Genomic DNA, 26,667 nt, shown 5'->3' with positions numbered 1-26,667 from the left:
GTTAACTCTAGCGGGTCGGCCCGGCTCGCTTGACGGTGCGGATGATCGGCGCGGTCTCGATCGTGTGGATCTGCGGCAGCGCGGAGAGTCGGTCAGTGAGGTAGCGGTAGAGGTCGCGGCTGTCCCGGCAGACGACGGCGACCAGCAGGTTGGTCGGCCCGGTGGTGGCGGCGCAGAAGGCGACCTCGGGATGCGCGGCGATGGTGGCGCCGGTCGTGACGAGGTCCGCGGGCGACACGGACGCCCACAGCCGCGCCTCCGCGTGGTAGCCGAGCAGTTCGGTGTCGACGTCCACATCGAACCACAGCAGCCCGGCGGCCCGCAGCGCGTCGAGCCGCCGGGCGACCCGCGACTGCGACCAGCCGGTGGCGGCGGCCAGCACGGGATAGGGTGCGCGGCCGTCCTCGGCGAGCGCCCGCAGCAGCGGACGGTCCGCGTCGGTCAGGGCCTCCGCCGGCTCGCCGTGCACCGGTGCCAGGGCCGCGATCTGTTCCGGCCCAAGGGATCCCGGACCGTCGAGCCCTTGCCGGCCGCCGCCGAAGACGTGCATGACGTTGTGCGCGGTGACAGACAGGACCGGCGCGGTGCGCTGGAGCCGGTGCAGGAGCAGTTCATCGCGTTCGGTCGCGGACCAGGAGCGCAGGCTGGCGCAGATCTCCGTGCCGCCGGAGACCAGGTTCACCCACCGCGTGTCGTCGCGACGGGCCAGCGCCTGCGCGACATCGGCGGCAGCGCCCTGCTTGCACTGCACGCGGACGACCCACTCGGCCCCGCCGATCCGGACCGGGTCGACGTCCCCGACGAGGCGGACCAGGTCGCTCTCCAGCATCCGGGCGTAGCGCCGCGCCACGGTGCGGTCCGACACGCCCAGCACCTCGCCGATACGCGCGAACGACGCCCGGCCGTCGACCACCAGGGCCTGGAGCAGGCCTCGATCGACATCGTCGAGCACGACGGATTCCCTCGTCATAAGCTCCATCATGTCGGATTCTCCCGCTGACAGCGACCTGGCTACGCGTTCGTCCGATCGCAGGCCAGTGTCTGTCGCATGGAAACCGTCACCGAAGCACTGGAGCTGTTCGACTCCCCGGAGCCGCTGAGCGTCCTCGAACGAGACGCGAACCTGCTGCTCGCGCCGCCGCACCCCAGCGGCCTGCCCGTCACGCCGTGGCACGACCAGGAACCGTTGGCGGTCGTGCACTTCCCGCGGGAGCACGTGCCGCAGGCCTTCGCCGCGCCGCGCGGCGTGTACGAGAACGATCACCTGCGCATCGAGTGGCAGACCATGGACGACACCCGACAGCCCTTCTACCACCGCAATTGCGACGTCGACGAGCTCTGCTTCCAGATCGCCGGGGAGCGGACCCTGATGACCGAGCGGGGCGTGATCGAGCACCGCGCCGGCGAGTTCTCCCGCATCCCCCGAGGTGTCGCGCACGACAACTACGGCCGGCGCGAGAGCCACCTGCTGTTCTACTCGCCGGCCCCGATGATCGAGGAGCGCCAACCCACACGCCTCGCGCAGGCGACGTTCCCGCCGTTCGAGGGCTGGCAGGCCGGCCCGGTGAACGAGGCGGTGACCGAATGCATGGGCACGCCGGGCCACGACATCGCGGTCTTCCCAGTGGACGAGAAACGCCTGCTGAGCAACGACTCTGAGCGCCTGGAAGTCCTGACCACGACCCCCGGTGCCACCGGCGTGACCTGGCAGTACCGGTCGCCGCGCATGCGCCTGGGCAGCGTGTGGCTGCCGGCCGCCGACGGCCGGCACTACCGCCGAACCCTGGACGCCGACGAAATCCAGTATCAGATCAGCGGTCGTCGAATTGTTGTCTCCCAACGAGGTTCGGTCGAGCTGAGGCCGGGTGACCTGGTTCGGATCCCGTTGGGTGTGGCGCACACCAGCATCGCCACCGAGCCGACCGAGCACCTTGTCCTGTTGTCCGACCGGGCCCTCACCCAGGTCGCGCCCACCGACCGTTACGCCGAGGGACACAAGTGAAAGCCCAACTGCTCACCGCCTTCGGCGGCGTCGAGAACTTCACGCTCACGGAGGTGCCGACGCCGGTCCCCGGTCCTGGCCAGGTCCTCGTCCGCACCAACGCGTTCGGGGTCAACAGTCTGGAGTGCAAGATCCGTGCTGGGACAGTCCAGCATGCGTTCCCGACACCGCTGCCGGTGATCCTGGGCAAGGAAATCGCCGGCCACGTAACCAAAGTCGGTGACGGCGTGACCGGTCTGGCGGTCGGTGACCGGGTCGTGGGGTTTGCCGACTCGGGCGCCTACGCGGAGTACGCCGTCGCTCGCGTCGAAGCGCTCACGATCCTACCCGACGCCTTGGAGTTCACCGCCGCGGTCACGCTGCCGGTGGCCGTCGAAACGGCCACGCGGGGCATCGCAGCCCTTGGTGTCCAATCGGGCTGGACCGTCGTGGTCAACGGGGCGACCGGTGCGGTCGGCACCGCGGTCGTGCAACTCCTTGCCGCACAAGGCGTCACGGTCATCGGCACCGCGTCCGAGCGCAACCACGAGCACCTGGCCTCGTTCGGCGCGACGCCCATCGCCTACGGGCAAACCATTCGGCGGCCCGTCGATGCCGTCTACGACGTGACCGGGCACGGCTTCGTGCCGACGGCCATCGAGCTGACCGGCGACCCTCGGCGAGTCCTGACCATCGCCGACTTCACCGCCGCCCGGCTCGGCGTCCTGACCTCCACCGGCGCCGGCAAGCAGACCGCCGAGTCCTTCGCACCGGTGCTACCCCTTGCCGCTGAAGGAAAGTTCCGGACCGTGATCGACCGGGTCTTCCCGTTCACGGACATCGCCGAAGCCCACACCCGCAGCGAACAGGGCCATGCCCGCGGCAAGATCGTCGTTCAGTCCGGATAGGGCACGAAGGTGCTGCGGTTCTCGTCGACCCGCAGCGCCCGGCCGATCTGCGGGGCGGCGCGCTGGGGGCACAGGGGGCGGTCGCAGGTGCGGCAGCCGGGGCCGATGGGGGTGGCGGCACGGAGGTCGTCGAGGTCCATCCCGGCGGAGTAGACGAGCCGGCCGGCGTGCCGGATCTCGCAGCCGAGGCCGATGGCGAAGGTCTTGCCGGGCCCGCCGTAGCCGCCCCGGCTGCGCGCCACGGTGCGGGCGATCCACAGGTACCGCTGCCCGTCGGGCATGGCCGAGACCTGGGTCAACACCTTGCCGGGGGCGGCGAAAGCCTCATAGACGTTCCACAGTGGACAGGTGCCGCCCGATCGCGAGAAGTGGAACCCGGTGGCGGACTGGCGCTTGGAGACGTTGCCGGCCCGGTCGACCCGCACGAACGAGAACGGCACGCCGCGCAGGCCGGGCCGCTGCAGCGTGGTGAGCCGGTGGCAGATGCTCTCGTAGCCCATGGCGAAGTGGTCGGCCAGCAGTTCGATGTCGTAGCGCAGCCGCTCGGCGGTCTCGTGGAACGCCCGGTACGGCAGAATCAGCGCGGCGGCGGCGTAGCGGGCCAGGCCGATGCGCACCAGCGACCGGCTCGCGCTGTCGTCACCCTCGACGACGGCATCCAAAAGGTCGGGGAATTCGAGCTGGGCGATGAGCGTGGCCATTCGGAAAGCCTGTTGTCCGGGGCGCAGGTGAAGGGAAAGATGCAGCACTCGGGCGGCCGGGTCGTAGTGATGCATTTCACCGGCGTTGGCATTGTGGGATGTGTCACTCGGGGCGGTGACGACGCGGACGCCGTGCATTCGAGAGAGGTGCGAAGACAGCGCGGTGCGCACTTCGCCCGGGCGGACGCCGGCGGCCTCCGCAATCGATTCAGAGGCCTCGTCCAATTCCGGAAAATGGTTGCGATGCCGGTAGAAGAAGTCCCGGACCTGCTCGTGCACGCCGATCGACTGCTCGACGGCCCGGTCCCCGGCCAGCGCCTCCACCTGCTCGGCCAGGCTGCGCCCGCGCCGGTGCAGGGCGATCACCGCCTCGGCCACCTCGGGCATGCCCGAGGCCACCTCCCGCAGGTCGGCCACTGACACCCGGTCCATCGGCAGCGCTTCGCGCAGCTCGGCGACCAGGCGGGCGGCGTCGTCGGCGGCGAAGAAACCGGCGTCCACGCCGAACGCCTCGGTGATGCGCACCAGCACCGGCACGGTCAGCGGCCGGGAGTCGTGCTCGATCTGGTTGAGGTAGCTGGGCGAGATGCCCAGCAGCCGGGCCAGGTCGGCCTGCCGCATCCCGCGCTCGTCACGCAATCGGCGTAGCCGGGCGCCGACGAAGGCCTTCTCCATCCGCCCAGCGTAGGGCCATCTTGCTAACCCCGCCATTAGCAAAGTTGGCAGATCCGGGTATGAAGATTTTCAAGAATTCGCCGGTTCCGCGGTGTCGACAGTCGAAACGAGGAAATGGCACGGTCGGTGCAACGAATTCGACCACGGGAGTTGAGCCTCATGTCGACGGCACAGGAAATCGCGAAGCAGTGGGCGACCGACCCGCGCTGGAACGGCGTGGAGCGCACGTATTCGGCCGAGGACGTGGTGCGGCTGCGCGGCACCGTGCAGGAGGCCCACACACTGGCCGACCGTGGTGCCCGCCGGCTGTGGGACCTGATGCGGACCGAGGACTACGTGCACGCCCTGGGCGCGCTCACCGGCAACCAGGCGGTGCAGCAGGTCCGGGCCGGCCTGAAGGCGATCTACCTGTCCGGCTGGCAGGTCGCCGCCGACGCCAACCTGTCCGGCCAGACCTACCCGGACCAGAGCCTGTACCCGGCCAACTCGGTGCCGGCGGTGGTGCGCCGGATCAACAACGCGCTGCTGCGGGCCGACCAGATCAGCCACGCCGAGGGCACCGTCGCTGAGCAAACCAAATATGGCCAAGACTGGCTGGCCCCGATCGTGGCCGACGCGGAGGCCGGCTTCGGCGGCGTGCTCAACGCCTACGAGCTGATGAGCGCGATGATCGCCGCCGGCGCGGCCGGCGTGCACTGGGAGGACCAGTTGGCCTCCGAGAAGAAGTGCGGCCACCTGGGCGGCAAGGTCCTCATCCCGACCGGCCAGCACATCCGCACCCTCAACGCGGCCCGGCTGGCCGCCGACGTGGCCGGCGTGCCGTCGGTGGTGATCGCCCGCACCGACGCCCAGGCGGCCAGCCTGATCACCACCGACGTGGACGAGCGTGACCGCGAGTTCATCACGGGCGAGCGCACCGCCGAGGGCTTCTACCGCGTGCGCAACGGGATCGAGCCCTGCATCGCCCGCGGCCTGGCCTACGCCCCGTACGCCGACCTGCTGTGGATGGAGACGTCCCTGCCGGACCTGGAGGTGGCCCGCCGGTTCGCCGAGTCGGTCAAGGCCCAGTACCCGGACCAGCTGCTGGCCTACAACTGCTCGCCCTCCTTCAACTGGCGCAAGCACCTGGACGACGCCACCATCGCCAAGTTCCAGCGCGAGCTCGGGCACATGGGCTACAAGTTCCAGTTCATCACCCTGGCCGGCTTCCACGCCCTCAACCACTCCATGTTCGATCTGGCCCGCGGCTACGCCGAGGACGGCATGACCGCCTACGTCGAGCTGCAGGAACGGGAGTTCGCGGCCGAGGCCCACGGCTACACCGCGGTCAAGCACCAGCGTGAGGTCGGCACCGGCTACTTCGATCTGGTCAGCACCACCCTCAACCCGGCCGGCGAGACCACGGCCCTGGCCGGTTCCACCGAGCAGGCCCAGTTCTGATGCGCAGCGTCGAGATCACCGGGGAACGCGGCCCCCGGTTCGACGAGGTCCTCACGCCCGAGGCGGTCGCCTTCGTGGTGCGGCTGGACGACGAGTTCGCCGGCCGCCGGTCCGAGCTGCTGGCCGCCCGCCGCGAGCGCCGGGCCCGCTTCGCCGAGGGCGAGCTGCCCGACTTCCTCCCGCACACCAAGCACATTCGCGAGGACGAGTCGTGGCGGGTGGCCTCCCCGTCGCCGGGGCTGGCCCGCCGCCGGGCGGAGATCACCGGGCCGCCGGAGCGCAAGATGGCGGTCAACGCCCTCAACTCCGGGGCCGACGTGTGGATGGCCGACTTCGAGGACGCGTGCGCGCCGACCTGGCACAACGTGATCACCGGCCAGCTGACCCTGATCGACGCGCTGGACCGGCGCATCGACTTCACGGCCGACAGCGGCAAGCGCTACGAGCTGTGCGCGGAGCCGGCGACCATCGTGGTGCGGCCCCGCGGCTGGCACCTGGTGGACAAGAACATCATTGTCGACGGTCGGCCGGTCTCCGCTTCCCTGCTGGACTTCGGGCTGGCTCTGTTCCACAGTGGACGGCGGCAGCTGGAGCGTGGGCACGGGCCGTACTTCTACCTGCCCAAGCTCGAAGGCCATCTGGAAGCCCGGCTGTGGAACGACGTGTTCTGCTTCGCCCAGGACCAGTTGGGCCTGCCGCGCGGCACGATCCGGGCCACCACGCTGATCGAGACCATCACGGCCGCGTTCGAGATGGACGAGATCCTCTACGAGCTGCGCGAGCACAGCGCCGGCCTGAACGCCGGCCGCTGGGACTACATCTTCAGCGTCATCAAGAACTTCGGCGCCCGCCCGGAGTTCGTGCTGCCGGACCGCGGCCAGGTCACGATGACCGTGCCGTTCATGCGCGCCTACACCGAGTTGCTGGTCCGCACCTGCCACCGGCGCGGCGCGCACGCCATCGGCGGCATGTCGGCGTTCCTGCCCAACCCCGACCCCGAGACCAACACCGCCTGCATGGACATCGTCCGACAGGACAAGGAAAGGGAGTCCATCGACGGCTTCGACGGCTCGTGGGTGGCGCACCCCGCGCTGGTCGAGACCTGCCGGGCGGCCTTCCCCCGTGACGACCAGCTGGATCGGCAGCGCACCGACGTGGTGGCCACCGCCGCCGGTCTGCTCGCGGTGGACCGCACGCCCGGCCGCGTCACGGAACCGGGGCTGCGCAACAACGTCTCGGTCGCCGTCCGCTACTTCGACGCCTGGCTCGACGGCACCGGCGCCGCCGCGATCAACGGCCTGATGGAGGACGCGGCCACCGCCGAGATCGCCCGCTGCCAGGTGTGGCAGTGGCTGCGGCACGTGACCCCGCTGGCCGACGGCGGCGTGGTCACCGCCGACCTGGTGGAGGACATGGTGGACAAGGAGCTGCTGTCGCTGAAGCCGGAGCGCCGCGAGCCGGTGCGGGAGCTGTTCCGGCGCAACGCCCTGGCGTCCGAGCTGCCGACGTTCTTCACCACCGGCGCGTACGCGCGGCACCTGGCCTGACCGTTCCGGATGGTGGGCATGAGCGGGACCCGCGGGGCCTCGGCCGGTATCCTCTGGCCGAGGCCCGCGGTGCAGGGAAGCCGGTGCGAATCCGGCGCGGTCCCGCCACTGTGACCGGCTCGACGGGCCGGGAGTCAGACACCGGCCGCGGGCACGGCTGTGTTGTCCACGAGGATGGAGCTGACACGCGTGGAGTTGTCGTGCGCGCATGTGCTGGATCGCCTGAACGGGCCGGGACCGGTGTTCTCGGTGGAGTTCTTCCCGCCCCGCGACGCCGCCGATGAGCAGCGGCTCTGGCTGGCGATCCGGCAGCTGGAGGGGTTGGACCCGGCGTTCATGTCGGTGACCTACGGGGCCGGCGGGTCGAGCCGGGACCGGACCATCCGCACCACCGGTCGGGTGGTGCGGGAGACGTCCCTGCTGCCGATGGCCCATCTGACCGCGGTCGACCACTCGGTGGCCGAGCTGCGCAACGTCATCGGCTGGTACGCGGCGGTGGGCGTGCGCAACATCCTCGCCGTGCGGGGCGATCCGCCCGGCGACCCGATGGGGGAGTGGGTCAAGCACCCGAACGGGCTGACCTACGCCGAGGAGTTGGTGGCGCTGGTCCGGGAACTCGGCGACTTCTGCGTGGGAGTCTCGGCTTTCCCTTATGGTCACTCTCGTTCGACCGACCTGGACACCGACACCGAGTACTTGGTGCGGAAGTTCCGTGCCGGGGCCGATTTCGCCATCGCGCAGCTGTTCTTCGAGGCCGAGGACTTCCTGCGGCTGCGGGACCGGATGGCGAAGCGGGGCTGCGACGCGCCGCTGCTGCCGGGCATCCTGCCGCTGACCACGGTCCGCACCCTGCACAAGACCGTGGAGCTGTCCGGCGCGCCGGTGCCGCCGTCGATCGCCCGACGGCTCGAACCGCTGGCCGACGACCCCAAGGCCTTCCGGGCCGAGGGCATCGACGTGGTGACCGAGCTGGCCCAGCGCCTGATCGACGAGGGCGTGCCGGGTGTGCACTTCTACACGTTCAACATGTCCAAGGCGACCACCGAGGTGGTCGGCCGGCTGGGGCTGCTGCCGGCCCGGGCATGATCGTTTGAGCCGGCCGAGCTCACAGCGTCGTGAGCTTGGCCGGGTTGAGGACCCACATCACCTGGTCGATGCCCTCGGCCGAGCCGACGATCGAGAGCACGCCGATGGTCTCGCCGTCCCGCTGGAGCAGCAGCGCGTCCGCGCCGTTCAGCATGGCCGGCACGGTCCGCACGTCCTCCCAGAAGTTGGTCGACCAGGCACGGACCAGCTTGGACACCGCGTCCGCGCCCGTGACCACGTACTTCGTGGCCCGCGTGACACCGCCCCCGTCGGAGTAGCTGACCACGTCCGCGGCGAACAGCTCCTCCAGCGCCGACAGGTCCCCGGCCTGCGCGGCCTGGACGAACGCGGTCAGCAGCCGCCGCTGCTCGGTCGGATCGACCGGGGCGCGGCGCTCGGCCGCCAAGTGCTTGCGCGCCCGGCTGACGTACTGCCGGGCGGTCGCCTCGGTGGTCTGCACGATCTCGGCGATCTGCTGGTACGGGTAGTCGAACGCCTCCCGCAGCACGTAGGCGGCGCGTTCGGTCGGCGTGAGCTTTTCCAGCAGCAGCAACACACCCAGTTCCAGGGCAGCGGCCCGCTCGGCGCCCAGCTGCGGATCCGCTGACGTGTCAACCGGTTCCGGCAGCCACGGCCCGACGTAGCGCTCCCGCCGCGCGTAGGCGGACTGGGTGGCGTTGATGGCCAGCCGGGTGGCCGTGGTGGCCAGGTAGGCGGCCGGATGCTCCACCTTCGCCCGGTCGGCGGTCTGCCAGCGGATCCACACCTCCTGCACCAGATCCTCGGCGTCGGCGGCGGTGCCCAGCATGCGGTAGGCGATGCCGAACAGGCGGGGCCGCACCTCGGCGAAGACCGCGGCCGCGTCGTCGAGCGTCGTCTCCATGCTGTCTGGTCCCTTTCGACGGGGCTGGCCGGGCGGCGCACTGCCAGTCGCAGCGTACGCCAGCCCGGCCGCCTTCCCCGTGCCCACGGACCAGGTGGGCATCATCCGTTGGGCTGAACATCCGCTCTGCCAACGGAAACCGCGTCGCTACACAGGAAGACCGAGTCCTCGACGGCCTCGATCCGGTGCCGGCGGTGCGGCAGCGACAGCAGGTCGCCCGGCTGCGCCTCCCACGACTCGCGCCCGGCGATCAGCCGGACCCGGCCGCGCAGCACGTGCACCGTGGTCGCCCAGCACAAGTCCTGCTCGTGCAGATGTTCGTTGGCCAGCACCGCCGTCACCGTGTGGCGCACCCGGTGTTCGTGCACGGTCAACGAACTGCGCCGCTGTGGGCACGCCCGGGCCTGGTCCAACTGTCCCTGCGCCACCGCGACCAGCGACGTCTTGGTCATGGGCGCGGCGCCCGGCGGTCCTTGCGCTGCTCCAGTTCCTCGGCGCTGACCGGCACCAGCATCGGCTGCCCCGGCACGCAGAACATGGTCACCACGAAGGCCGATTCGGCGTCGGTCAGGTGGTTGCCGTCCTGGTAGTGGATCACGTCGCCGCCCGGCTCCCAGAACGCCTCGCCCGCCTTGACCACCCGCGCCGGCTCGCCCTCCAGCTCGAAGACGATCTCGCCCTTGACCACGTAGCCGTAGGCCGGGCCGGAGTGGCGGTGCGGCGGCGCGCCCGGGCTGGCCGGCGGCAGCGTGACGAGAATGGTCATCGCCTCGGCGTGCTCGTGGATCTGGGGCGCGTCCGGCACGGTCGCGACCACGTCCAGCTGCGGCGGTGGCCCGGCGGCGTAGAAGTCCTCCACGGTGTGCTCCTCCAGTTCGTGGGTTGACGCCAGCTAGGACCGGCCAGGCCTCGGATGTGTGACAGCGGGAGACGGCCATCACGTCGCTGTCACACATCGGGGCTGTCACAAACCCCGGTGCTGTCCGGTCCTAGCTGGAGCTGAGGCTCACTGGGAAGGACAGACCATGAAGATCGTCGTCATCGGGGGCACCGGCCTGATCGGCTCCGGCGTCGTCCGGCAGCTGACCGAGGCCGGCCACGAGGCCGTCGCCGCCGCGCCGAGCACCGGCGTGAACACCCTCACCGGCGAGGGGCTGAAGGAGGTGCTGCGGGACGCTCAGGTGCTGGTCGACGTGTCCAACTCGCCGTCGTTCGCCGACGACGACGTGATGGACTTCTTCGTCACCTCCACCGGCAACCTGACCGAGGCCGCCCGGGAGGCCGGCGTCGGCCACTACGTCGCGCTGTCCATCATCGGCATCGACCGCTCGCCCGAGATCGGCTACTACCGGGCCAAGGTCGCGCAGGAGACCGCCATCCGCGGGGCCGGGCTGCCGCACACCATCGTGCGGGCCACTCAGTTCTTCGAGTTCGCCGGGGCCATCGCCGACACCTCCGTGGTCGACGGCGCCGTCCGGCTGCCCGGTGTCGGCGTGCAGCCCATGGCCGCTGTTGACGTGTCAACGGCCGTCGCCCGCGCCGCCGCCGGGGACCCGGTCAACGGCGTGGTCGAGATCGCCGGGCCGGAGGCGTTCGGGCTCGACGAGTGGGTGCGCCGAGTGTTGGCGTTCCGGGGCGACCCGCGCCAGGTGATCACCGACCCCGACGCCCTGTTCTACGGCGGTGTGCCCGGGCAGTCCGTGCTGCTGCCCGGGCCGGACGCCCGCCTGGCCCAGACCCGTCTGGACGCGTGGCTGGCCGCGCAGAAGTGAGAGCTCGCGCGGGTGGCGTTCCTCCATGCGCCACCCGCGCGTCCTAACGGTGGTGGGCGGCGAGGTGCCGGGCCAGGACGTCGTCGCCGAAATCGCCCTCCGGGTCCCGCCACACCGAGTGCACGTGGTTGACGTCGCGCTGCGTGTTGTCGTACTCGGCGAGCAGGCGCGGGCCCTGGAGGCGGTAGTAGTGCGGCTGGCCCGGCTCGATTCCGCCGGCCCAGGCGAAGTGCACGTCCAGCAGCTTGTCGCCGGCGAACTTGGCCGCCTCCCGCTCGGCCAGCTCGTCCGGGACACGGCCGAGGAACACCATGAGCAGTGCTCGCAACTGGTCCCTCTGTTCGGGGGAGAACCTTGTCGCGGGCACTCCCTTCGGGGCGGTCGTCAGGCTCACGTCGTCGAGGTGCTTCGGCTGGAGGCCCACCTTGGCTTCGGCCGCTTGCTGGATCTCCTCCACGGAGTCGGCCAGCCGAGGTTCGGTGAAGCGGCCGCGCCAGACGTCCGGCAGGCGCATCGCCGTGTTCCCCTCGCCGATCCGGGGCCGGTTGCCGGTGACGATGTCCACCGGCGGCGTCGCGCTGATCACCGCTTGCTGGGCCAGCTCCTCGTCGAGCGAGCGCACCAGGTCCCGTCCGAGATCCTCCACCGCCCCGAGCGGCCGGAGCAGGTGTCCGCCCAACAGCGGCGAGGCCGCGGGGTCAGCGCCCAGGAAACAGGGCGTGCTGGCCTGAACTGTGCCGTTCAGTACAACGTGGTGCACCGACACGTGGTGCCCGCCGAACCGCCACGACCAGGGGCCCTCGTCCGACGGCTCGCCGAACACCCGCAGCCAGTACAGCTGCGGATCTCGGCCGCGCTCCCGGCCCCAGTCCACCCGGAAGCCCTCCAGGCCGTCGAGCACGTTCTCCAGGCCCATGATCGTCGACACCGTCACGAAGCCCGCCCGCGACAGCCCCGACGCCACCAGCCGCATCGCCAGCTGCTGCTGCGCCGGCCGCATCCTGGTCAGCGGCAGACCCCCGTGATCCGTTGGCGTGTAATACCAACGGTGCCGCTCCTCCTCGGCCGGCCACGGCCAGGCCGCCGCCGCGCGCTGCTCGTCATCCAGACTGTCCAGCCAGGCCCGGGCGGCGTCAACCATCCGCCCGGCCGGATCGCGGTCCGTCACACTGTCGAACCTACGACTCGCTCACCACCAGCACCAGCGAGCCCTCGAAGGTCGGCTGCGTGCGCAGGTGGCCGTGCTTGCGGTCCCAGGTCCCGTCGGCCAGGTCCCGGCGCAGATCCCGCTCGAACCGCTGCTGCGCCTCCGGCTGCACGAAGCTCCACGCCGAGCACGCCTGCCGGTCAACGCCTGGCCCGGCGCTCCCGCCACACGCCTGGTTCGTCGCGGCGCTGCGGCGGCACCAGGAACTTGGGGCGGTTGAACCAGGCGATGCAGAACTGGAGGGCCAGCCCGAGCATGAACAGCAGGAGCAGGCCGCCCTCGACGTAGGCGAGCCAGGTCGGCCCGCGTACGACGCCGCGCGCCGGGTCGGTGTAGGCGATCAGCGGCACGGCGAGCGCGAGGGAGGTCATGCTGAGCGTGAAGGCGGTGAAGCCGCGGGCCAGGCCCCGGTCGAAGTCCGGCTTGAACCCGTACCGGCCAGTGAACCGAACGATGTGGTTCGGATCCCGCCACATCCGGATCGTGCTTCGCAACATGACGCCGGCACTCAGCCAGAAGAAGGCAGCCACCAGATACACCACGACACGATCATCTGCCTCGGGCGGCCGCGGCGGTAGAGTCAGATCCGGAGTCGGTTCCGTTTAGGCGAGGGGTGCGGGGTGGCGGAGGGTCGCAGGCTGCGGGCGGACGCGCAGCGCAACGAGGACCGGCTGCTGGTGGCGGCGGCGGAGGCGTTCGGGCGGGACGGGGCGAATGCCTCGGTGAAGGACATCGCCAAGGCGGCGGGGGTGGGTGTGGGCACGCTCTACCGGCGGTTTCCGTCGAAGGAGCTGCTAATCGAGGCGACGTACCGCAACGAGGTGCAGCGGCTGTGCGACGCGGCGCCGGAGCTGGCGGAGCGGCTGGAGCCGGGCGAGGCGCTGCGGAGCTGGATGGAGCGGTTCATCGACTTCATGGCGGCCAAGGACGGCATGGCGGACGTGCTCCGAGTGGTGCTGACCGATGAGGGGGAGCGGCTGGAGACCCGGGCGATGCTGGCGCGGGCGATCGAGAGCCTGCTCACGGCGGACATGCGGCCGCAGGCGCACGCGGGGGACGTGCTGATGGCGCTGGGCGGGATCAGCCTGATCGCGGCCAGCGAGGGCCGGCGTGACCTGGCGGGACGGCTGATCGATCTGCTGCTGCACGGGGTGCTCGTGTAACCCCCGCTCCTATCCGTCTTTCGGGGACGGGTGGAGGATGGTGGCGGGTGGGCGAGCGAGCCGAGGCACAACACGAGCGGCAGCGGGCGGAGCCGAGGGGGCTGCACCTGGTGGGGCAGGATGTCTACGCCGACTGGGAGGCGGTCTACCGGGACAACGTCGGCCGGATACACCGGCTGATGTACGCCAAGGTGGGCAACCGACCGGACGCGGAGGACCTCACGACCGAGGTCTTCCTGACCGCGCTCAAGCCGTTGCGGGTCACGGCCAGCATCGGCGAGGTGCGCTCCTACCTGCTCGCCACCGCCCGCACGGTGCTGGCCGACTACTGGCGGCGCACCCTCGGCCGGGAGGTCACCACCCTGGACGAGGAACTCGGCATCTCGACGCCGGAGCCGGCGCCGGAGAATCCGACGGCGCCGGCCCGGGCGGCGGCTATCCTGGCCGCGCTGCCGGAGCGGTACCGGCGGATCCTGGAACTGCGGTTCCTCGGCGCGTGCTCGCTGCGCGAGGCGGCGGAGCAGATGGGGGTTACGGTCGGCAACGCGAAGGTGCTGCAACACCGGGCCCTTCGGCAGGCCGCGACGGTGGCGGAAGGGATGCTGTCGTGAAGACTCCAGCGTGGCGCTATGTCGAGGACCTGCTGGCCGGGCGCAAGCCGAGGCCGTTCAAGGCGACCGAGGACGAGGCCGCCGAGGTGCGGGCGGCGATCCTGTTGCAGTCCGAACAGGACAGTGGCGAGCCGTCCAAGGAGTTCGTCGCGGCACTGCGGGATCGGCTGGCCGGCGAGATGGCGGAGAAGCCGACGCCATCCGGCAATCGCCGCCAGTTCGTCAAGATCACGACGGCCGCCGCAGCCGCTACGGCGGTGGGAGCCGGCCTCGACCACGTGCTGGTCTCGCAGACGGCGGCCGCCCCGGAGCAGCAGAACATGGTGCCCGACAACGGGGAGTGGCGGACCGTCGTGGCCTCGACGGACCTGCCGGACGGCAGCGTGCGGCCCTTCGATCTCGGCGCGGTGACAGGCTTTCTGCGGCGCAGCGGGGGAGAAGTGTCCGCGGTGTCGGCGATCTGCACCCACCTCGGCTGCCGGCTACGGCTGGATGCGCCAGAGCGCAAGCTGAACTGTCCGTGCCACCGAACCTCGTTCAATGTGGACGGATCGCTGGCCCAGCACGAGCTGCCGGTCGCCCCGGCGCCGCTGCCGACCCTGCTTGTGCGGGAGAACAGCGGCCGCGTCGAGGTTTTCGTGCCGCCGCCGGCGTAACCCGGACCCGTATCCCTGGGCATGAGGAAATCCCATGGGGCAAGGGGGATCGTGGCCGTCGGCGCGGCGATGCTCGCGCTGACGGCGTGCAGCCCGGCCGTGTCGACGCCCGGTCCGACCACGTCGATGCCGAGTATGTCGATGCCGACGACGTCACAGTCCACTTCGGACCAGCCGGTGGCGACCAACACCGTGTCCATCAAGAACTTCGCGTTCGACCCGGCGGTGATCACGGTCAAGGTCGGCACCACGGTCACCTGGACCAACGCCGACCAGGACCCGCACACGGTGACCAGCGACGGCAAGTCCGGCCCGCTCAACTCCAAGCCGTTCAACCAGGGCGACACCTTCCAGTACACCTTCACCCAGGCCGGCACGTTCTCCTATCTCTGCACCATCCACCCGTTCATGACCGCGACCGTGACGGTGACGCCGTGAGTGACGCGGAAGTGGACGAACATGGCATGACCCGGCGGCAGTTGCTGCGGCACACGGCGTGGTTCGGTGCGGCGGTGGTGCTGACGGTGGCCGGCGGCGAGGTGATCAGCCACATCTCCGGCCCGGCCGAGGCAGCGGCCCCAGTCGACCCGCTGGCCGACCCGCACGCGCTGCGGTTCGTGCAGGTCAGCGACAGCCACCTGGGTTTCAAGGGCACGGCCAACACGGCCGTCGAGGACTCCTTCCAGCACGCCATCAACCAGGTCAACGCCCTGCCGTTCCGGCCCGACTTCGTGATGCACACCGGGGATCTCACCCACCTGTCGACGCCGGCGCAGTTCGACCAGGTCAAGCAGATGATGAGCCACCTCAACACGTCGCAGACCCTGACCGTGCCCGGCGAGCACGACTCCGTGGACGACACCGGCCAGAAGTACCGGGCCGCCTTCGGCGCCGGCACCGCCGGCGACGGCTGGTACAGCTTCGACATGAAGGGCGTGCACTTCCTGTCCCTGGTCAACACCCTGAGCCTGGAGAAGCTCGGGCACCTGGGCGCGGACCAGTTGGAGTTCGTCCGCAAGGACGTGGCCAAGCTGTCCGCGGACACGCCGATCGTGGTGTTCAGCCACATCCCGCTGTTCGAGATGTACCCGGCCTGGGGGTGGGGCACCGACGACGCCGTGCAGGCGCTGTCCTACCTGCGCCGGTTCTCCTCGGTGACCTGCCTGAACGGGCACGTGCACCAGCTGTTCACCAAGACCGAGGGCAACATCACCTTCCACAGCGCGACCACCACCGCGTACCCGCTGCCCAAGCCGGGCGTCGGCCCCGCGCCGACACCGCAGACGCTGCCGGCGGGCAAGCTGGCCGACGCCCTCGGCATCCGCGAAGTCGCCTACCGGCAAGGGAATCCGGGCCTGGCCGTGAAGGACGTGAAGCTGGCATGAGGTACGTCACCGCTGTCCTGCTGGCCCTCAGCGGCTACATCCACGCCGACCTCTACCTGCACGGGTATCGGGTGATTCCCCTTGTCGGGCCGGCGTTCCTGCTCCAGGCCAGCGGCTCGTTCGCGATCGCCGTGCTGTTGCTGTTCGGCAACGCCCTGATCCCGCGGCTGGCCGCCGCCGGACTCGCCTTCGGCGCGCTGGCCGGCTTCGTCATGTCACGGACGGTCGGCATCGGCACGTTCGTCGAGCAGGGCTTCGATCCCGCCCCGCAAGCGTTGATCAGCGTGCTGGCTGAGGTCGCCGTGCTGGCGCTTCTTGTGGTGGCGTGGCGGATTCAGGCCAGCAGGGCCGGTGCGAGGGTCACCAGCTGATCGATGCCGGTGGCGAAGTCGGTGCCCACCGGCACCGAGATCTCCACGTGGTCCGCGCCGGCAGCCAGGTGGTCACGCACCATCGCGGCGATCTCCGTTGGCTTGTCGGAAGAAATGGGCTGGCCGACCACCAGCAGCTTGTCCGGGCCCAGTATCTCGCGGGCCTTCGCGGTGAACTCCGGCGGCTGCCACGCCGGCAGGGCGCCGTCGGCGACTTCCCCGGCCAGGGCCAGCATCTTCGGGCCGTTGGCGGCGATGATCCTGGGGAAACGGACATCCGGCGCGGGCGCCTGGCCCACGGTCGGCATCCGCTCCAGGTAGCCACGCATGGTGGCCAGCGGCCGGCCGAACTCCAGGCCGGCGCTGGCCGCCTGCTCCGGGTAACCGACGCCGAGGCCGAGCACGAACCGGCCCGGGAAGGCCTGCTCCAGCAGGGCGCCGGCGGCGTGCATGGTCTGTGGGTGCCGGGCCCAGATGTTGGCGATGCCGGTGCCGAACGCCATCCGCTCGGTGGCCGCCAGCAGCACGGCCAACTGCACCAGGGCGTCCTTGCCGCCGATCACCTCGTTGGTCCAGGCCGCGCCGTAGCCCGCGTGTTCGAGCCGGCGCACCGCCTCACGCTGTAGGTCGATCGGCGGCACTTCGGTGAAGGAGACCGGCAGGTGCACGCCGACCGGTCCCAACGCTGGCTTTGTCATGACACCAGCCTCGGGGCGGAGCGGTCGGCGTGTCCAAGTCCCGTGCCGCACCGGCCGATGCGGTTCAGGCATCGCCCCTGGTCAACGCGGGTGGCCTTGGTTGGGGAGGGAGCAACCAAGGCCGCCTTCGGGTGTCAGCCGCCTCCCTCCCTGCTTGCCATCCGTCGCCACCTCGGCGTATAGATAGACCGGTCGATCTACTTCGAGGTGGTGGCCTGGCATGACCCGACCGGGACCCCGGGAGCGGCTGCTGGCCGCGACCACGACGCTGAGCTACACCCGTGGCGTCGGCGTCGGGCTGGACGCCATCCTCAAGGAGGCCGACGTCGCCCGCCGGTCCGTCTACCAGCACTTCGGTGGCAAGGACAATCTGATCGCCGAGGCCATCGCCGGGGCGTCCACAGTGGACCTCGACGCCATCGAAGCCCGGATGGAGCAGGCCGGCGCCGACCCACGCGGCCGGCTGCTGGCGATCTTCGGCTTCTACGTGGACCGCTCCTCGCACAAGCACTTCAAGGGCTGCCGGTTCGTCGCCGCCGATCTGGGGCTGCCCGATCCCGAGCATCCCGTGCACGCCAAGACCCGCGCCCACTTCGAGCGCCTGCACCACATGCTCGTGACCGAGCTGACCGCCCTCGCGCACCCGGACGTCGCCGGCGCCGCCGACCGGCTGATGCTGGTCATCGACGGTCTGCTGGCGCAGAACGGGACCCACCCGAGCCCGGGCACGGTGCCGGCCGCGCGGGCGATGTTCACGCACGTGCTCGACCAAGCCTGAAGGAGCACACCATGGATCTCAGCAACGCGACCGCCCTGGTCACCGGGGCCAACCGGGGGCTGGGCAGCCTCTATGTCGATCAGTTGCTGGCCCGCGGCGCGAAGGTGTACACCGCCGCCCGCCGGCCGGAGACCATCGAGTCCCGTCCCGGTGTCACACCGCTGCGGCTGGACATCGCCAACCCGGACGACGTGGCGGCCGCCGCCGCGACCGCGGCGGACGTGAACCTCCTGATCAACAACGCCGGCGTGCTCACCGAGGCGTCGTTGCTCACCGGCGACCTCGCCGACGTCCGCGAGGACCTGGACACCAACTTCTTCGGCACGCTCGCGACGATCCGCGCGTTCGCCGGCGTGATCGAGGGCAACGGCGGCGGCACCATCCTGAACATGCTGTCCATGTTCTCGTGGACCAGCGCGCCCGGCGCCGGCGCGTACTGCGCGTCGAAGGCGGCTCTGTGGTCGCTCACCAACTCCGTGCGGCTGGAGCTCGCGCCGCGCAAGGTTCGCGTGGCCGGGCTGCATGTCGGCTTCGTCGACACCGACATGGTCCGGCACCTCGACCGGCCCAAGGTCTCCGCCGAGTCCGTTGTGGACGCCGCGCTGGCCGGGCTGGCCGCCGACGACTACGAGATCGTCGCCGACGAGACCAGCCGCAAGATCAAGCAGGGGCTCAGCCAGGACCTCCGCGTCCTGTACCCGAACCTGCCCTGACCCGAACAGGAGCCGTCCCATGCCGATGTGGCATGTCCACTACCCCAAGGGCGTCTACGACGCCGCCGACCGCAGGGCCCTCTCGACCCGGATCACCGAGCTGTACCACGAGCGGGTCAAGCTGCCCAAGTTCTACGTGAGCGTCGCGTTCCACGAGTTCGACCCCGAGCACTTCTTCGTCGGCGGCGAGCCGGCCGAGCGCTTCGTGCGGATCTGGATCGACCAGATCGCCCGCCAGAACGCCGATCCCGAGCGTCAGCGCCGGTGGATGGTCATGCTCAACGACTGGCTGTCGGCTTTCCTCGCCGACCGCGGGTTGAACTGGGAGATCCACATCGACAACACGCCGACCGACTTCTGGACCATCGACGGCTATCTGCCGCCCCCGTACGGCTCCGAGGACGAGCAGCGCTGGCTGGCCGAGAACAAGTCCTCCGAGCTGCTCGGCCGCTGATCAGCGCGCCAGCGGGACGGCGATCCGCCCGGTGTGGCGGGGCGTTTCGGCCTCGTCGAGCATCGCGGCGGCGACGGTGGCACGACTGACCCGCGCCGGGAAGAACTGCCTTGGCACGCCGTCGATTCCGACCGTGCGACGGGTCGGACTGATCGGACCGTCGAACAATGGGCCGGCGTGGAAGACCGTGCCACCCGCCCGCAGAACAGTGGTGTCGGCGGCGATCCGGTCCGGCAATTCGGCCCGCATGAACAAACCGAGCAATGCTCGGGTGGCCCAGCCCGCTGCTGCCGCCGACTCGCCGGTGCCGAGAGCGGCCAGCCAGACGACCCGACCGGCGTCAACGGCGGCCCGCGCCCCAGCGGTCAGGATCCCCGCACCGCCGAGGCCGGACAGCACGATTTCACTACCCCGCAAGGCTTTGGCGATACCTTCGGGATCGGTGACGTCGGCGGCGACCCGGATCAGCCGGTCCGAGTCCGGGAGGGCGATCCGTTCCGGCGCACGGGCGATCGCCGTCACGAGATGCCCGCGGGCCAACGCCTGCCGGGTGAGCTCAAGGCCGGTCGCCCCGGCGGCCGCCAACACGGTCAGCTCCATCACGCCACCGCCGACAGCACGGAGACGGCGGCGCTGTGCAGCCCGGGCGCGGCGACGAGCACGTCCGGGCTGCCGGCCCGCCATGGCGAGCCGTCGATCCGGCTGACCACGCCGCCGGCCTCGGTGGCCAGCAGCATGCCCGGCGCGATGCCCGGCAGCACCGGCTCGTACTGCCAGAACACGTCGTGCTGGCCGGATGCCAGCAGCAGCAACGGGAACGTGGACGGCACGAACGCCCGCACCAGCAGCGCCTCGTCCAGCATCGCGGTGATCGACTCACCGATGCGGCGATGCGTGTTGGGCAGTCCGGCCTCGGCCTGCCCGGTGCTGACGATGGCGGCGTCCAGGTCGGTCTTGGCCGACGCCCGCAGCCGCTTTCCGTTGAGATAGGCGCCCTCACCGCGGGTCGCGGTATACGTGCGGTCGCCGATCGGTTGGCGCACAACGGTGTGGACCGGCTCGCCGTCGCGGATCAGCGTCACGGTGACGCACCACTCCGGCATGCCGTGCACGTGGTTGACGTTGCCCTCGACGGCGTCCACCGCCCAGAACTCGCCCGGCGGCAACGGTGTCGTCTCCATCTCGTCGTCCAGCCACACGGCTTCGGGCCGCAGCTCCTTCAGCGCCGGCCGGAGCAGGTCGAGCGCCACGGTCTCGTTTCGGCTGCCGGCCTCGAACATGTCGGACTTGCCGCCGGGGCGCGCGTCCGCGGAGAACACGGCGAGCAGTCGGTCGGCGGCTTCGGTGACAACGGGGGTCAGGTTCATGCCCACGACGCTAGGAGCGGGCTGGCCTAACGTCCAGTGCACTCTTGTTACGCCAAGAGTTACCCTCGTGCATGTGGACCTGAACCTACTGGTGGCGCTGGACGCCCTGCTCGAGGAGAACAGCGTGGCCGCCGCGGCCGACCGGCTACACCTGTCGCCGCCGGCGATGAGTCGCACGCTGGCGCGGATCCGGCGGGCCACCGGGGACGAGATCCTGGTGCGAACCGGCCGCACGATGACCCCGACGCCGCGGGCGCTGGAGCTGCGGGAGGAGACCCGTGAGCTGGTCCGCCGTGCCGCCGCTGTGCTGACTCCCGTGCAGGAACTGGATCTGGACAGCCTGGAGCGGACGTTCACCGTGCGTTGCCATGACGCCCTGGTGTTCGCGCTGGCCAGCACGCTGACCACCGCCGTCGAGCGGGCCGCCCCCGGCGTGCGGATCCGGTTTCTCGGCGAGCCGTCCGGCGACGTCGCCGATCTCGCCCGCGGCCACACCGATCTGGAGGTCGGGGCGACCGAGCCGAGCCGCCCCGAGATCGCCGCTGAAACCATTGGCGCAGACCGGCTCGTGCTCGCGTGCGGGACGACTCATCCGCTCGCCGACGGCGATCTCACGCCCGAACGGTTCGCCGCCGCCGACCACGTCAAGGTGTCCCGCCGTGGCGGGCTCCGCGACGTGATCGACGACCGGCTCGCCGAGCTCGGGCTGCACCGGCGAGTGGTCGCCGCCCTGCCGATCACCAGTGCCGCCCTGGAACTGGCCGCGAGCGGCTCCGTCGTCACCGTTGTGCCCGAGCTGGTCTGCCGCTCCGCGTGGACCCGGCTCGGGCTGCGCGTCCGGCCGCTGCCGTTCGAGCTGCCGCCCGTGCCGGTCATTGTCGCGTGGCACCACCGCTACGACGGCGATCACGCCCACGCGTGGCTGCGCGCCCAGGTGCGGGACGGCCTGCGGGCCGCGCTCTGATCAGACGCTGCTGAGGGCGGCTCGGTGCGGTCATCCCGCGTCAGGGGGAGTGACCTCCAGCCTGAGCACGGGTTCGCCGTTGTCGATCTCGCCGGTCGGCACGAAGCCGTACTTCCGGTAGAACGGGCCGGGGCCGTCCTCGGCCGGGTGGTGACTCGTCAACAGCTCCGTCGCGCCGTCCGCCCGGATCAGGTCGACGACCAGGTCCAGCACCGCGGTCCCGTGGCCCCGGCCCTGGTGCCGGCCGTCGATCAGCAGTCGCCACAGGTAGTACGGCCCGAGAATGCCCGGCCGGCCCGGCGGCACGTTCCAGCTCAGCATCACGAAGCCCACCGGCTCGTCGCCGTCGTACACCGCCCGGTACCAGGGCTCGGCTTCCGGTATCTGTACCGCGTCGTTCAGTGAGCTCGTCACCGACCCGACGAACCGCTCCTGTGACGGGTGCACCTTCAGCGCGCGCACCGCCTCCCGGTTCTCGTCGGTGATCTCCACCAGCCGCACGCCCATTGCGCGGACGCTAGCCGAAGATGTGGTCCAGCTGCGCGGCCATTACCGCCCGGGCGGTGGCGCTGGTCTGCTGCCCGGTGACCACCACGAAGATCAGGCCCTCCAGCAGGGCGATGAGGCCGTTGGCGGCGAGATCGGCGTCGGTGTCGGGGCGGGCGAGGCGGATCTGGTCGGCGAGCATGTCGCGCAGGTCGGGCTTGCCGGCGCCGAGCGTGGCCAGGCTCTCGGGCCGGAGCTGGAGGCGGCGCATGAACACGGCGGCGGTCTCGGCCTCGTTCGGGCGGTCGCGGGGGACCAGCTCCATCATCACGGCGGTGACGAGCTGCCGCGGGCTGCGGGGCTCGGGCAGGGCGGCGACGACCTTGCGGATCTCGGTCCGCACGTCCTCGATGATGATCTCCAGCGCGAACCGCAGCATCTCGTCCTTGCTGCGGAAGTAGTGCTGCACCAAGCCCATCGACACGCCGGCCTCGGCGGCGACGCCGCGCAGTGTGATGGCCTCCCAGCCGTCGCGGCGGGTGATCCGCCACAGCGCGTCGGCGATCTCCCGCCGCCGCGCCTCATGGTCCACGATCTTCGGCACCCGTTCACAATACGCTGCATTGCCAAAGCGGTTACCGTGCAGTGCATGGTGAAAACGACGACCAACGGGGATGTGGTCCTCGCCTACGAGACGTTCGGTCACGAGGGTCGGCCGATCCTGCTGCTCACCGGGGCGGCCGCGCAGATGGTGATGTGGCCGACGGCGTTCTGCGAAGCCTTGGCCGCCAAGGGTTTCCACGTGGCGCGGATGGACAACCGCGGCACCGGCTTGTCCCAGGACCCGACCACGGCCCAGTTCACCCTGGACGACATCGCCGCCGACGTCACAGCCGTGTGCGACGCCCTGGGCTGGCCCGGGGCCCACCTGTTCGGCATGTCCGAGGGCGGGATGTTCGCGCAGGCCACCGCCGTTCGCCGACCGGAACGGGTGCTCAGCCTGATCTCGCTGGCGTCCGCGCCGGTGCTCCGGCCGTGGATCAGCGGCCCGAACCTCCGGGCGGCCTGGCGGGTGTACCGGGTGATGAGCCGCGGGGCGACCAACCGTGAGGAGCTGAGCCAGCTCTGGGTGGACGTCTACAAGATCGCCGGCACGCCGCCCGTGGACGAAGAGCTCTGGCGGGAGGTGGGTCGGCAGCACTTCGACCACGGCCTGCGGCCGGAGGGCGACAAGCGGCTGTTCAAGGCGGTCATCAAGGCCGGCGACCGCCGCCGGGAACTACGCGGGCTGCGGGTGCCGACACTGGTGCTGCACGGCGAGGCCGACCGGCTCGCGCTGCCCAAGGCCGGCCGGGAGACGGCGAAGGCCATCCCGGGCGCGAAGCTGGTGACGTTCCCGGGCATGGGCCACGATCTCCCGCCCCAGCTGTGGTCCCGGATCATCGACGAGGTCGACGCGTTCGTCCAGGAGGTGGCGGCCGTCACGGGCAGAGATCGGCCGATTACTTGAATGGTCACGTGCTCGTTGCTACGAAGGAGACCATGGCACCCACAGCCGTCCGTCCGCCCGCCGGCGCCTGGGAGGAGCACGCGATCCGGTCCCTGGCCGACGGCGTGGGCGCGAACGCCTGGGCCCGCCGCGCCCAGCTGGTGATGGCCGCCTGGCGCGGCGACTCCGTGGCGTCGATCGCCAGCGACGCCGGCCTGACCCCGCACACGGTCAAACGCTGGTTGACCATGTTCGACGAGCAGGGTGTGCCGGGACTGATGGCGCAGCCGGGATCGGGCCGCCGCTCCCGGGTCAGCGACGGCGACCGCGACCGGATCGTCGCGGTCGCCCGGAAGGGCCGGTGGACCCTGGAGTCGCTGACCGAGGCGGTCCGCGCCGAGGGCATCGACCTCGGCGCGGGACAGCTCCGCCGTATTCTCATCGCCGCCGGCGTGAACTGGCGCTAGACCGGCGTCTTGTGCGCGGCCCGCACCGCGTGGCTCAGGTCCAGACCAGTCGTCTCCGGGGCCAGGAACTGCGACACCAGGCCGCCGATGGCCAGCACCGCCGCGCCGATCAGCAGCGTGAACCCGACGCCGACCTGGGTCAGCGCGATCGGCAGCAGGAACGTGCCGATCGCCGCGCCGACCCGGCTCATCGCGGTGGCGAAGCCGACGCCGGTGGTGCGGATCGAGGTCGGGAACACCTCCAGCGGGTAGACCGCGGTCAGCGCGCTGGACGCGGCGTTGAGGAAGGAGAACACCAGGAAGCAGATCACCACGACGGCGATCGGGGCGTTCGGCCAGACACCGACCACCGCCAGTGCGACGGCGGTGATCCAGAACGGCGGGATGAGCAGCTTGCGCCGGCCGATCCGCTCCACCAACAGGCAGCCCACGGCCACGCCGAGCACCGCGAAACCGTTGCTGGCCAACGAACCCGCCAACGCGTCGTCGCCGAGGCCCAGCGCCGCCAGCACCTGCGGGTAGAAGGTGCTGATCGCGAAGTACGGCAGCACCAGACAGGCCCAGAACGTGCTGGCGAAGATGGTGCTGCGGATGTGCTCCTTGGTGAACAGCGCCCGCAGACTGTTGCGGGGCTCGGCGTCCGCGACCTCGGTGTCCACGTCGATGTCCATGCCGAAGCGGTCGATCAACGCCTGCGCCTCGGCCCGCCGCCCCTTGCTCAGCAGCCAGCGCGCCGATTCCGGGATGCCGCCCCGCAACGACACGCAGATCACCGCGATCACCGTGCTGCTGGCCAGCGTCCACCGCCAGCCGTCGGGCACGTTGACCAGCGCGTAGCCCACGGCGAAGGCCACCATGTAGCCGACGTACCAGCTGACCTCCAGGCTGGCCAGCAGCCGGCCCCGGTTGGCCTTGGGCGCGTACTCCGACAGCAGCGGCGCCCCGATCGCGTACTCGCCGCCGATCGCGATGCCCATGATCAGCCGGATGATGAACAGCTGCCAGGCGTCGTGCACGAAGAACTGCGCCACCGAGCCGACCAGGAAGATCAGCATGTCGGTGAGGAACACGATGCGCCGGCCGTAGCGGTCGGCGAACCAGCCGAACAGCGGGCCGCCGACGAAGATGCCGACCAGCGCGGACGAGCCGATCAGCCCGACCATCCACGCGGACATGTTCAGCGCCGTCGTCACCGCGGGCACGACCGCGCCCAGGCCGCCCAGGATGTAGCCGTCGATGCCCTCGCCCACCTGCGTGGCCAGGGTCAGGCGGAGACGGACGCGCGAGGTGGATCTGTCGGTGTCGGGCTTCGTTGCCATCTTCCGATCCTGTTCTGTCAGGGGACGTTCGGCCAGTCCACAGCGATGTACTTCGTCTCGAGGAAGGCGTCGATGCCCTCGCGCCCGCCCTCCCGCCCCAGTCCCGACTGCTTCACGCCGCCGAACGGGGCGGCGGGGTCGGAGATCAGCCCCCGGTTCAGCCCGACCATGCCGGCCTCCAGCCGGTCGGAGATCCGCAGTGCCCGCTCCAGGCTGCCGGAGTACACATAGGACGCCAGCCCGTGCTCGGTGTCGTTGGCCCGCTTGAGCATCTCGTGCTCGTCCCGGTAGGTCAGGATCGGCGCCACCGGTCCGAACACCTCGGTGGCCAGCAGCTCCGCGTCCGGCGGGACGTCGGTCAGCACCGTCGCCGGGAAGTACCAGCCCGGACCCTCGGGCGTCGGCCCCTGGGCGGCGATCTTCGCGCCCTTGGCCAGCGCGTCGTCCACCAGGCCCTGGATCTTCTGCCGCGCCGCCTCGTTCACCATCGGGCCGAGCGTCACGCCCTCGGCCAGGCCCGGTCCGATGTGGACGGACGCCATCGCCTCGCCGAACTTCGCCGTGAACTCCTCGGCGACGTCCTCGTGCACGTAGAACCGGTTGGCGGCGATGCACACCTCGCCGCCGCCGCGCATCTTGGCGTCCATCGCGCCGCGCACCGCCGCGTCGACGTCGGCGTCCTGGCAGACGATGAACGGCGCGTTGCCGCCCAGCTCCATCGTCACGTTGACCACGTGGTCGGCGGCCTGCTTCAGCAGGACCCGGCCGGTCGCCGTCGACCCCGTGAACGAGAACTTGCGGACCCGGTCGTCCTGGAACCAGACGTTGGCCACCTCGGCCGCGCGGTCGGTCGGCAGCACAGTGCACACACCATCCGGCAGGCCGACTTCCACCAGCAGGCCCGCCACTGCCAGCGCCGTCAGCGGCGTGTCCGGCGCCGGCTTGAGCACCACCGGGCAGCCGGCCGCCAGCGCCGGCGCGATCTTGCGGGTCGCCATCGCGGCGGGGAAGTTCCACGGCGTCACGAAGGCCGTCACCCCGACGGGCTGCTTCCGGACCAGATGCCGGAACCCGCCCGCCGGTGCGTCGCCGAAGCTGGAGCCGACCCGGACCGCTTCCTCGCTGAACCAGCGGAAGAACTCCGCCGCGTAGAACACCTCCGCCTTGGCGTCGCGGAGGGCCTTGCCGTTCTCCAACGTGATCAGCCGGGCCAGTTCGTCGGCGTGATCCCGCATCGCCGCGAACATGTCGTGCAGGATCTCCGACCGCCGCCTCGGCGCGGTGGCCCGCCAGCCCTCGAACGCCTCCGCCGCCGCGTCCACCGCCGCGCGGGAGTCCGCTTCCCCTGCCGCCGACACCTCGCGGATCACCTCGCCGGTGGCCGGATCCGCCACCGGATACGTCCGTCCGTCGACCGCCGCCCGCCATCGGCCGCCGATGAAAAGATCCCCGCTCCCCGACGCCTTGGCGATTCCATCCACGTCCATGGGCCGGAATTCTCGACCCGGAATACCCGGCTAACAAGGAATCAGCCGAATTCGACACC

At 70.7% G+C, this 26,667-nt stretch carries 33 protein-coding genes and 1 riboswitch; of the genes, 18 read left to right on the top strand and 15 right to left on the bottom strand.

Translation table 11 applies throughout. From position 1 onward, the window contains the following. Positions 1-7 precede the first annotated feature (7 nt). Positions 8-970 (bottom strand): Lrp/AsnC family transcriptional regulator, encoded by a 963-nt coding sequence (locus JJ691_RS23700; protein WP_211770906.1) that lies wholly within the window; start codon positions 968-970, stop codon positions 8-10. A 78-nt stretch (positions 971-1,048) separates the two neighbouring features. Between JJ691_RS23700 and JJ691_RS23695 the strand changes: the two genes are divergently transcribed. Beyond that, on the top strand, positions 1,049-2,002 hold the full coding sequence (locus tag JJ691_RS23695; RefSeq protein ID WP_211770905.1) for a hypothetical protein: 954 nt from the start codon (positions 1,049-1,051) through the stop codon (positions 2,000-2,002). After that, entirely contained in the window at positions 1,999-2,889 is an 891-nt protein-coding gene (locus JJ691_RS23690) for an NADP-dependent oxidoreductase (RefSeq protein WP_211770904.1), read from the top strand. The genes JJ691_RS23695 and JJ691_RS23690 overlap by 4 nt, the downstream gene beginning before the upstream one ends. Here the strand turns inward: JJ691_RS23690 and JJ691_RS23685 are convergent. Further along, positions 2,877-4,265, bottom strand: coding sequence for a short-chain fatty acyl-CoA regulator family protein (locus JJ691_RS23685; protein ID WP_211770903.1), 1,389 nt, complete (start codon positions 4,263-4,265; stop codon positions 2,877-2,879). The genes JJ691_RS23690 and JJ691_RS23685 overlap by 13 nt on opposite strands. Positions 4,266-4,424: 159 nt before the next feature. On the opposite strand from JJ691_RS23685, the gene aceA reads away from it, so the two are divergent. The 3 genes from aceA to JJ691_RS23670 all read left to right on the top strand — a co-directional run bounded on the left by aceA (position 4,425) and on the right by JJ691_RS23670 (position 8,338). Next, on the top strand, positions 4,425-5,705 hold the full coding sequence (aceA, locus tag JJ691_RS23680) for an isocitrate lyase (RefSeq protein ID WP_211770902.1): 1,281 nt from the start codon (positions 4,425-4,427) through the stop codon (positions 5,703-5,705). After that, positions 5,705-7,252 carry a malate synthase A gene (gene aceB / locus JJ691_RS23675; RefSeq protein ID WP_211770901.1) on the top strand — a complete coding sequence of 516 codons (1,548 nt, stop codon included), beginning with the start codon at positions 5,705-5,707 and terminating at the stop codon, positions 7,250-7,252. Before aceA ends, aceB begins: the two co-directional genes overlap by 1 nt. Before the next feature lie 50 nt (positions 7,253-7,302). Continuing rightward, positions 7,303-7,416: riboswitch (cobalamin riboswitch) on the top strand. Positions 7,417-7,426: 10 nt separating this feature from the next. Further along, positions 7,427-8,338, top strand: coding sequence for a methylenetetrahydrofolate reductase (locus JJ691_RS23670; RefSeq protein WP_211770900.1), 912 nt, complete (start codon positions 7,427-7,429; stop codon positions 8,336-8,338). 19 nt (positions 8,339-8,357) lie between these two features. Here the strand turns inward: JJ691_RS23670 and JJ691_RS23665 are convergent, their stop codons facing one another. From JJ691_RS23665 to JJ691_RS23655, 3 genes are all read right to left on the bottom strand, one after another. Further along, positions 8,358-9,221 (bottom strand): RNA polymerase sigma-70 factor, encoded by an 864-nt coding sequence (locus tag JJ691_RS23665; RefSeq protein ID WP_211770899.1) that lies wholly within the window; start codon positions 9,219-9,221, stop codon positions 8,358-8,360. A 101-nt stretch (positions 9,222-9,322) separates the two neighbouring features. Next, the gene (locus JJ691_RS23660) at positions 9,323-9,673 is read right to left on the bottom strand and encodes a LuxR family transcriptional regulator (RefSeq protein ID WP_211770898.1); all 351 of its coding nucleotides are present in this window, start codon (positions 9,671-9,673) and stop codon (positions 9,323-9,325) included. Next, positions 9,670-10,080 (bottom strand): cupin domain-containing protein, encoded by a 411-nt coding sequence (locus JJ691_RS23655; protein ID WP_249228139.1) that lies wholly within the window; start codon positions 10,078-10,080, stop codon positions 9,670-9,672. The genes JJ691_RS23660 and JJ691_RS23655 overlap by 4 nt, the downstream gene beginning before the upstream one ends. Positions 10,081-10,246: 166 nt before the next feature. Between JJ691_RS23655 and JJ691_RS23650 the strand changes: the two genes are divergently transcribed. Beyond that, the gene (locus tag JJ691_RS23650; protein ID WP_211770897.1) at positions 10,247-10,993 is read left to right on the top strand and encodes an SDR family oxidoreductase; all 747 of its coding nucleotides are present in this window, start codon (positions 10,247-10,249) and stop codon (positions 10,991-10,993) included. Between the two features lie 43 nt (positions 10,994-11,036). Here the strand turns inward: JJ691_RS23650 and JJ691_RS23645 are convergent, their stop codons facing one another. From JJ691_RS23645 to JJ691_RS23635, 3 genes are read right to left on the bottom strand one after another with little or no spacing between them, the layout of a single operon-like run. Next, complete coding sequence (locus JJ691_RS23645; protein WP_249228138.1) at positions 11,037-12,161, bottom strand: DUF3500 domain-containing protein; 1,125 nt, start codon at positions 12,159-12,161, stop codon at positions 11,037-11,039. Between the two features lie 10 nt (positions 12,162-12,171). Next, on the bottom strand, positions 12,172-12,312 hold the full coding sequence (locus tag JJ691_RS23640) for a hypothetical protein (RefSeq protein ID WP_211770896.1): 141 nt from the start codon (positions 12,310-12,312) through the stop codon (positions 12,172-12,174). 28 nt (positions 12,313-12,340) lie between these two features. Next, positions 12,341-12,742 carry a hypothetical protein gene (locus tag JJ691_RS23635; RefSeq protein ID WP_211770895.1) on the bottom strand — a complete coding sequence of 134 codons (402 nt, stop codon included), beginning with the start codon at positions 12,740-12,742 and terminating at the stop codon, positions 12,341-12,343. A gap of 78 nt (positions 12,743-12,820) precedes the next feature. Here JJ691_RS23635 and JJ691_RS23630 point away from each other — a divergent pair, with 78 nt between their 5' ends. From JJ691_RS23630 to JJ691_RS23605, 6 genes are read left to right on the top strand one after another with little or no spacing between them, the layout of a single operon-like run. Next, entirely contained in the window at positions 12,821-13,363 is a 543-nt protein-coding gene (locus JJ691_RS23630; protein WP_211770894.1) for a TetR/AcrR family transcriptional regulator, read from the top strand. A 47-nt stretch (positions 13,364-13,410) separates the two neighbouring features. After that, positions 13,411-13,974 carry an RNA polymerase sigma factor gene (locus tag JJ691_RS23625; protein ID WP_249228137.1) on the top strand — a complete coding sequence of 188 codons (564 nt, stop codon included), beginning with the start codon at positions 13,411-13,413 and terminating at the stop codon, positions 13,972-13,974. Beyond that, positions 13,971-14,630 (top strand): QcrA and Rieske domain-containing protein, encoded by a 660-nt coding sequence (locus tag JJ691_RS23620; protein WP_211770893.1) that lies wholly within the window; start codon positions 13,971-13,973, stop codon positions 14,628-14,630. Before JJ691_RS23625 ends, JJ691_RS23620 begins: the two co-directional genes overlap by 4 nt. Positions 14,631-14,651: 21 nt before the next feature. Beyond that, positions 14,652-15,068, top strand: coding sequence for a cupredoxin domain-containing protein (locus JJ691_RS23615; RefSeq protein ID WP_211770892.1), 417 nt, complete (start codon positions 14,652-14,654; stop codon positions 15,066-15,068). Then, complete coding sequence (locus JJ691_RS23610; protein ID WP_249228136.1) at positions 15,065-16,015, top strand: metallophosphoesterase family protein; 951 nt, start codon at positions 15,065-15,067, stop codon at positions 16,013-16,015. Before JJ691_RS23615 ends, JJ691_RS23610 begins: the two co-directional genes overlap by 4 nt. Further along, on the top strand, positions 16,012-16,386 hold the full coding sequence (locus tag JJ691_RS23605) for a hypothetical protein (protein WP_211770891.1): 375 nt from the start codon (positions 16,012-16,014) through the stop codon (positions 16,384-16,386). Before JJ691_RS23610 ends, JJ691_RS23605 begins: the two co-directional genes overlap by 4 nt. Here JJ691_RS23605 and JJ691_RS23600 read toward each other — a convergent pair. Then, positions 16,350-17,084 (bottom strand): LLM class flavin-dependent oxidoreductase, encoded by a 735-nt coding sequence (locus JJ691_RS23600; protein ID WP_211770890.1) that lies wholly within the window; start codon positions 17,082-17,084, stop codon positions 16,350-16,352. The genes JJ691_RS23605 and JJ691_RS23600 overlap by 37 nt on opposite strands. 220 nt (positions 17,085-17,304) lie before the next feature. Between JJ691_RS23600 and JJ691_RS23595 the strand changes: the two genes are divergently transcribed. Genes JJ691_RS23595 through JJ691_RS23585 form a run of 3 tightly spaced genes read left to right on the top strand, consistent with a single transcriptional unit; the run spans position 17,305 to position 19,029 of the window. Continuing rightward, positions 17,305-17,862, top strand: coding sequence for a TetR/AcrR family transcriptional regulator (locus JJ691_RS23595; protein WP_211770889.1), 558 nt, complete (start codon positions 17,305-17,307; stop codon positions 17,860-17,862). Positions 17,863-17,873: 11 nt separating this feature from the next. Beyond that, the gene (locus JJ691_RS23590) at positions 17,874-18,575 is read left to right on the top strand and encodes an SDR family oxidoreductase (protein WP_211770888.1); all 702 of its coding nucleotides are present in this window, start codon (positions 17,874-17,876) and stop codon (positions 18,573-18,575) included. Between the two features lie 19 nt (positions 18,576-18,594). Continuing rightward, a complete protein-coding gene (locus JJ691_RS23585; RefSeq protein ID WP_211770887.1) occupies positions 18,595-19,029 on the top strand; it encodes a tautomerase family protein in 435 nt (144 codons plus the stop codon). Here the strand turns inward: JJ691_RS23585 and JJ691_RS23580 are convergent, their stop codons facing one another. Further along, the gene (locus tag JJ691_RS23580) at positions 19,030-19,629 is read right to left on the bottom strand and encodes an NAD(P)-dependent oxidoreductase (RefSeq protein ID WP_211770886.1); all 600 of its coding nucleotides are present in this window, start codon (positions 19,627-19,629) and stop codon (positions 19,030-19,032) included. After that, entirely contained in the window at positions 19,629-20,396 is a 768-nt protein-coding gene (locus tag JJ691_RS23575) for an inositol monophosphatase family protein (protein ID WP_211770885.1), read from the bottom strand. Before JJ691_RS23575 ends, JJ691_RS23580 begins: the two co-directional genes overlap by 1 nt. Positions 20,397-20,469: 73 nt before the next feature. Between JJ691_RS23575 and JJ691_RS23570 the strand changes: the two genes are divergently transcribed. After that, complete coding sequence (locus JJ691_RS23570; RefSeq protein ID WP_249228135.1) at positions 20,470-21,360, top strand: LysR family transcriptional regulator; 891 nt, start codon at positions 20,470-20,472, stop codon at positions 21,358-21,360. Between the two features lie 30 nt (positions 21,361-21,390). On the opposite strand, the gene JJ691_RS23565 is transcribed toward JJ691_RS23570, so the two are convergent. Together JJ691_RS23565 and JJ691_RS23560 are read right to left on the bottom strand one after the other, a co-directional pair. Then, positions 21,391-21,867, bottom strand: a complete 477-nt coding sequence (locus tag JJ691_RS23565; RefSeq protein WP_211770883.1) for a GNAT family N-acetyltransferase — start codon at positions 21,865-21,867, stop codon at positions 21,391-21,393. A gap of 10 nt (positions 21,868-21,877) precedes the next feature. Further along, a complete protein-coding gene (locus tag JJ691_RS23560) occupies positions 21,878-22,450 on the bottom strand; it encodes a TetR/AcrR family transcriptional regulator (protein WP_211770882.1) in 573 nt (190 codons plus the stop codon). A gap of 45 nt (positions 22,451-22,495) precedes the next feature. On the opposite strand from JJ691_RS23560, the gene JJ691_RS23555 reads away from it, so the two are divergent. Both JJ691_RS23555 and JJ691_RS23550 read left to right on the top strand, forming a co-directional pair. Further along, positions 22,496-23,356, top strand: coding sequence for an alpha/beta fold hydrolase (locus tag JJ691_RS23555; RefSeq protein WP_211770881.1), 861 nt, complete (start codon positions 22,496-22,498; stop codon positions 23,354-23,356). A 32-nt stretch (positions 23,357-23,388) separates the two neighbouring features. Continuing rightward, positions 23,389-23,802 (top strand): helix-turn-helix domain-containing protein, encoded by a 414-nt coding sequence (locus tag JJ691_RS23550; protein ID WP_211770880.1) that lies wholly within the window; start codon positions 23,389-23,391, stop codon positions 23,800-23,802. Here JJ691_RS23550 and JJ691_RS23545 read toward each other — a convergent pair. After that, positions 23,799-25,121 (bottom strand): MFS transporter, encoded by a 1,323-nt coding sequence (locus JJ691_RS23545; RefSeq protein WP_211770879.1) that lies wholly within the window; start codon positions 25,119-25,121, stop codon positions 23,799-23,801. The two genes, JJ691_RS23550 and JJ691_RS23545, sit on opposite strands and share 4 nt — an antisense overlap. Before the next feature lie 17 nt (positions 25,122-25,138). Continuing rightward, the gene (locus JJ691_RS23540; RefSeq protein WP_211770878.1) at positions 25,139-26,608 is read right to left on the bottom strand and encodes an NAD-dependent succinate-semialdehyde dehydrogenase; all 1,470 of its coding nucleotides are present in this window, start codon (positions 26,606-26,608) and stop codon (positions 25,139-25,141) included. Positions 26,609-26,667: the final 59 nt, after the last annotated feature.

It is taken from the genome of Kutzneria sp. CA-103260 (genome assembly GCF_018263855.1).
Taxonomy (GTDB): Bacteria; Actinomycetota; Actinomycetes; order Mycobacteriales; family Pseudonocardiaceae; genus Kutzneria.
Note: the sequence above shows the minus strand (reverse complement) of the source record. Positions and strands in the feature narration are given on the sequence as shown.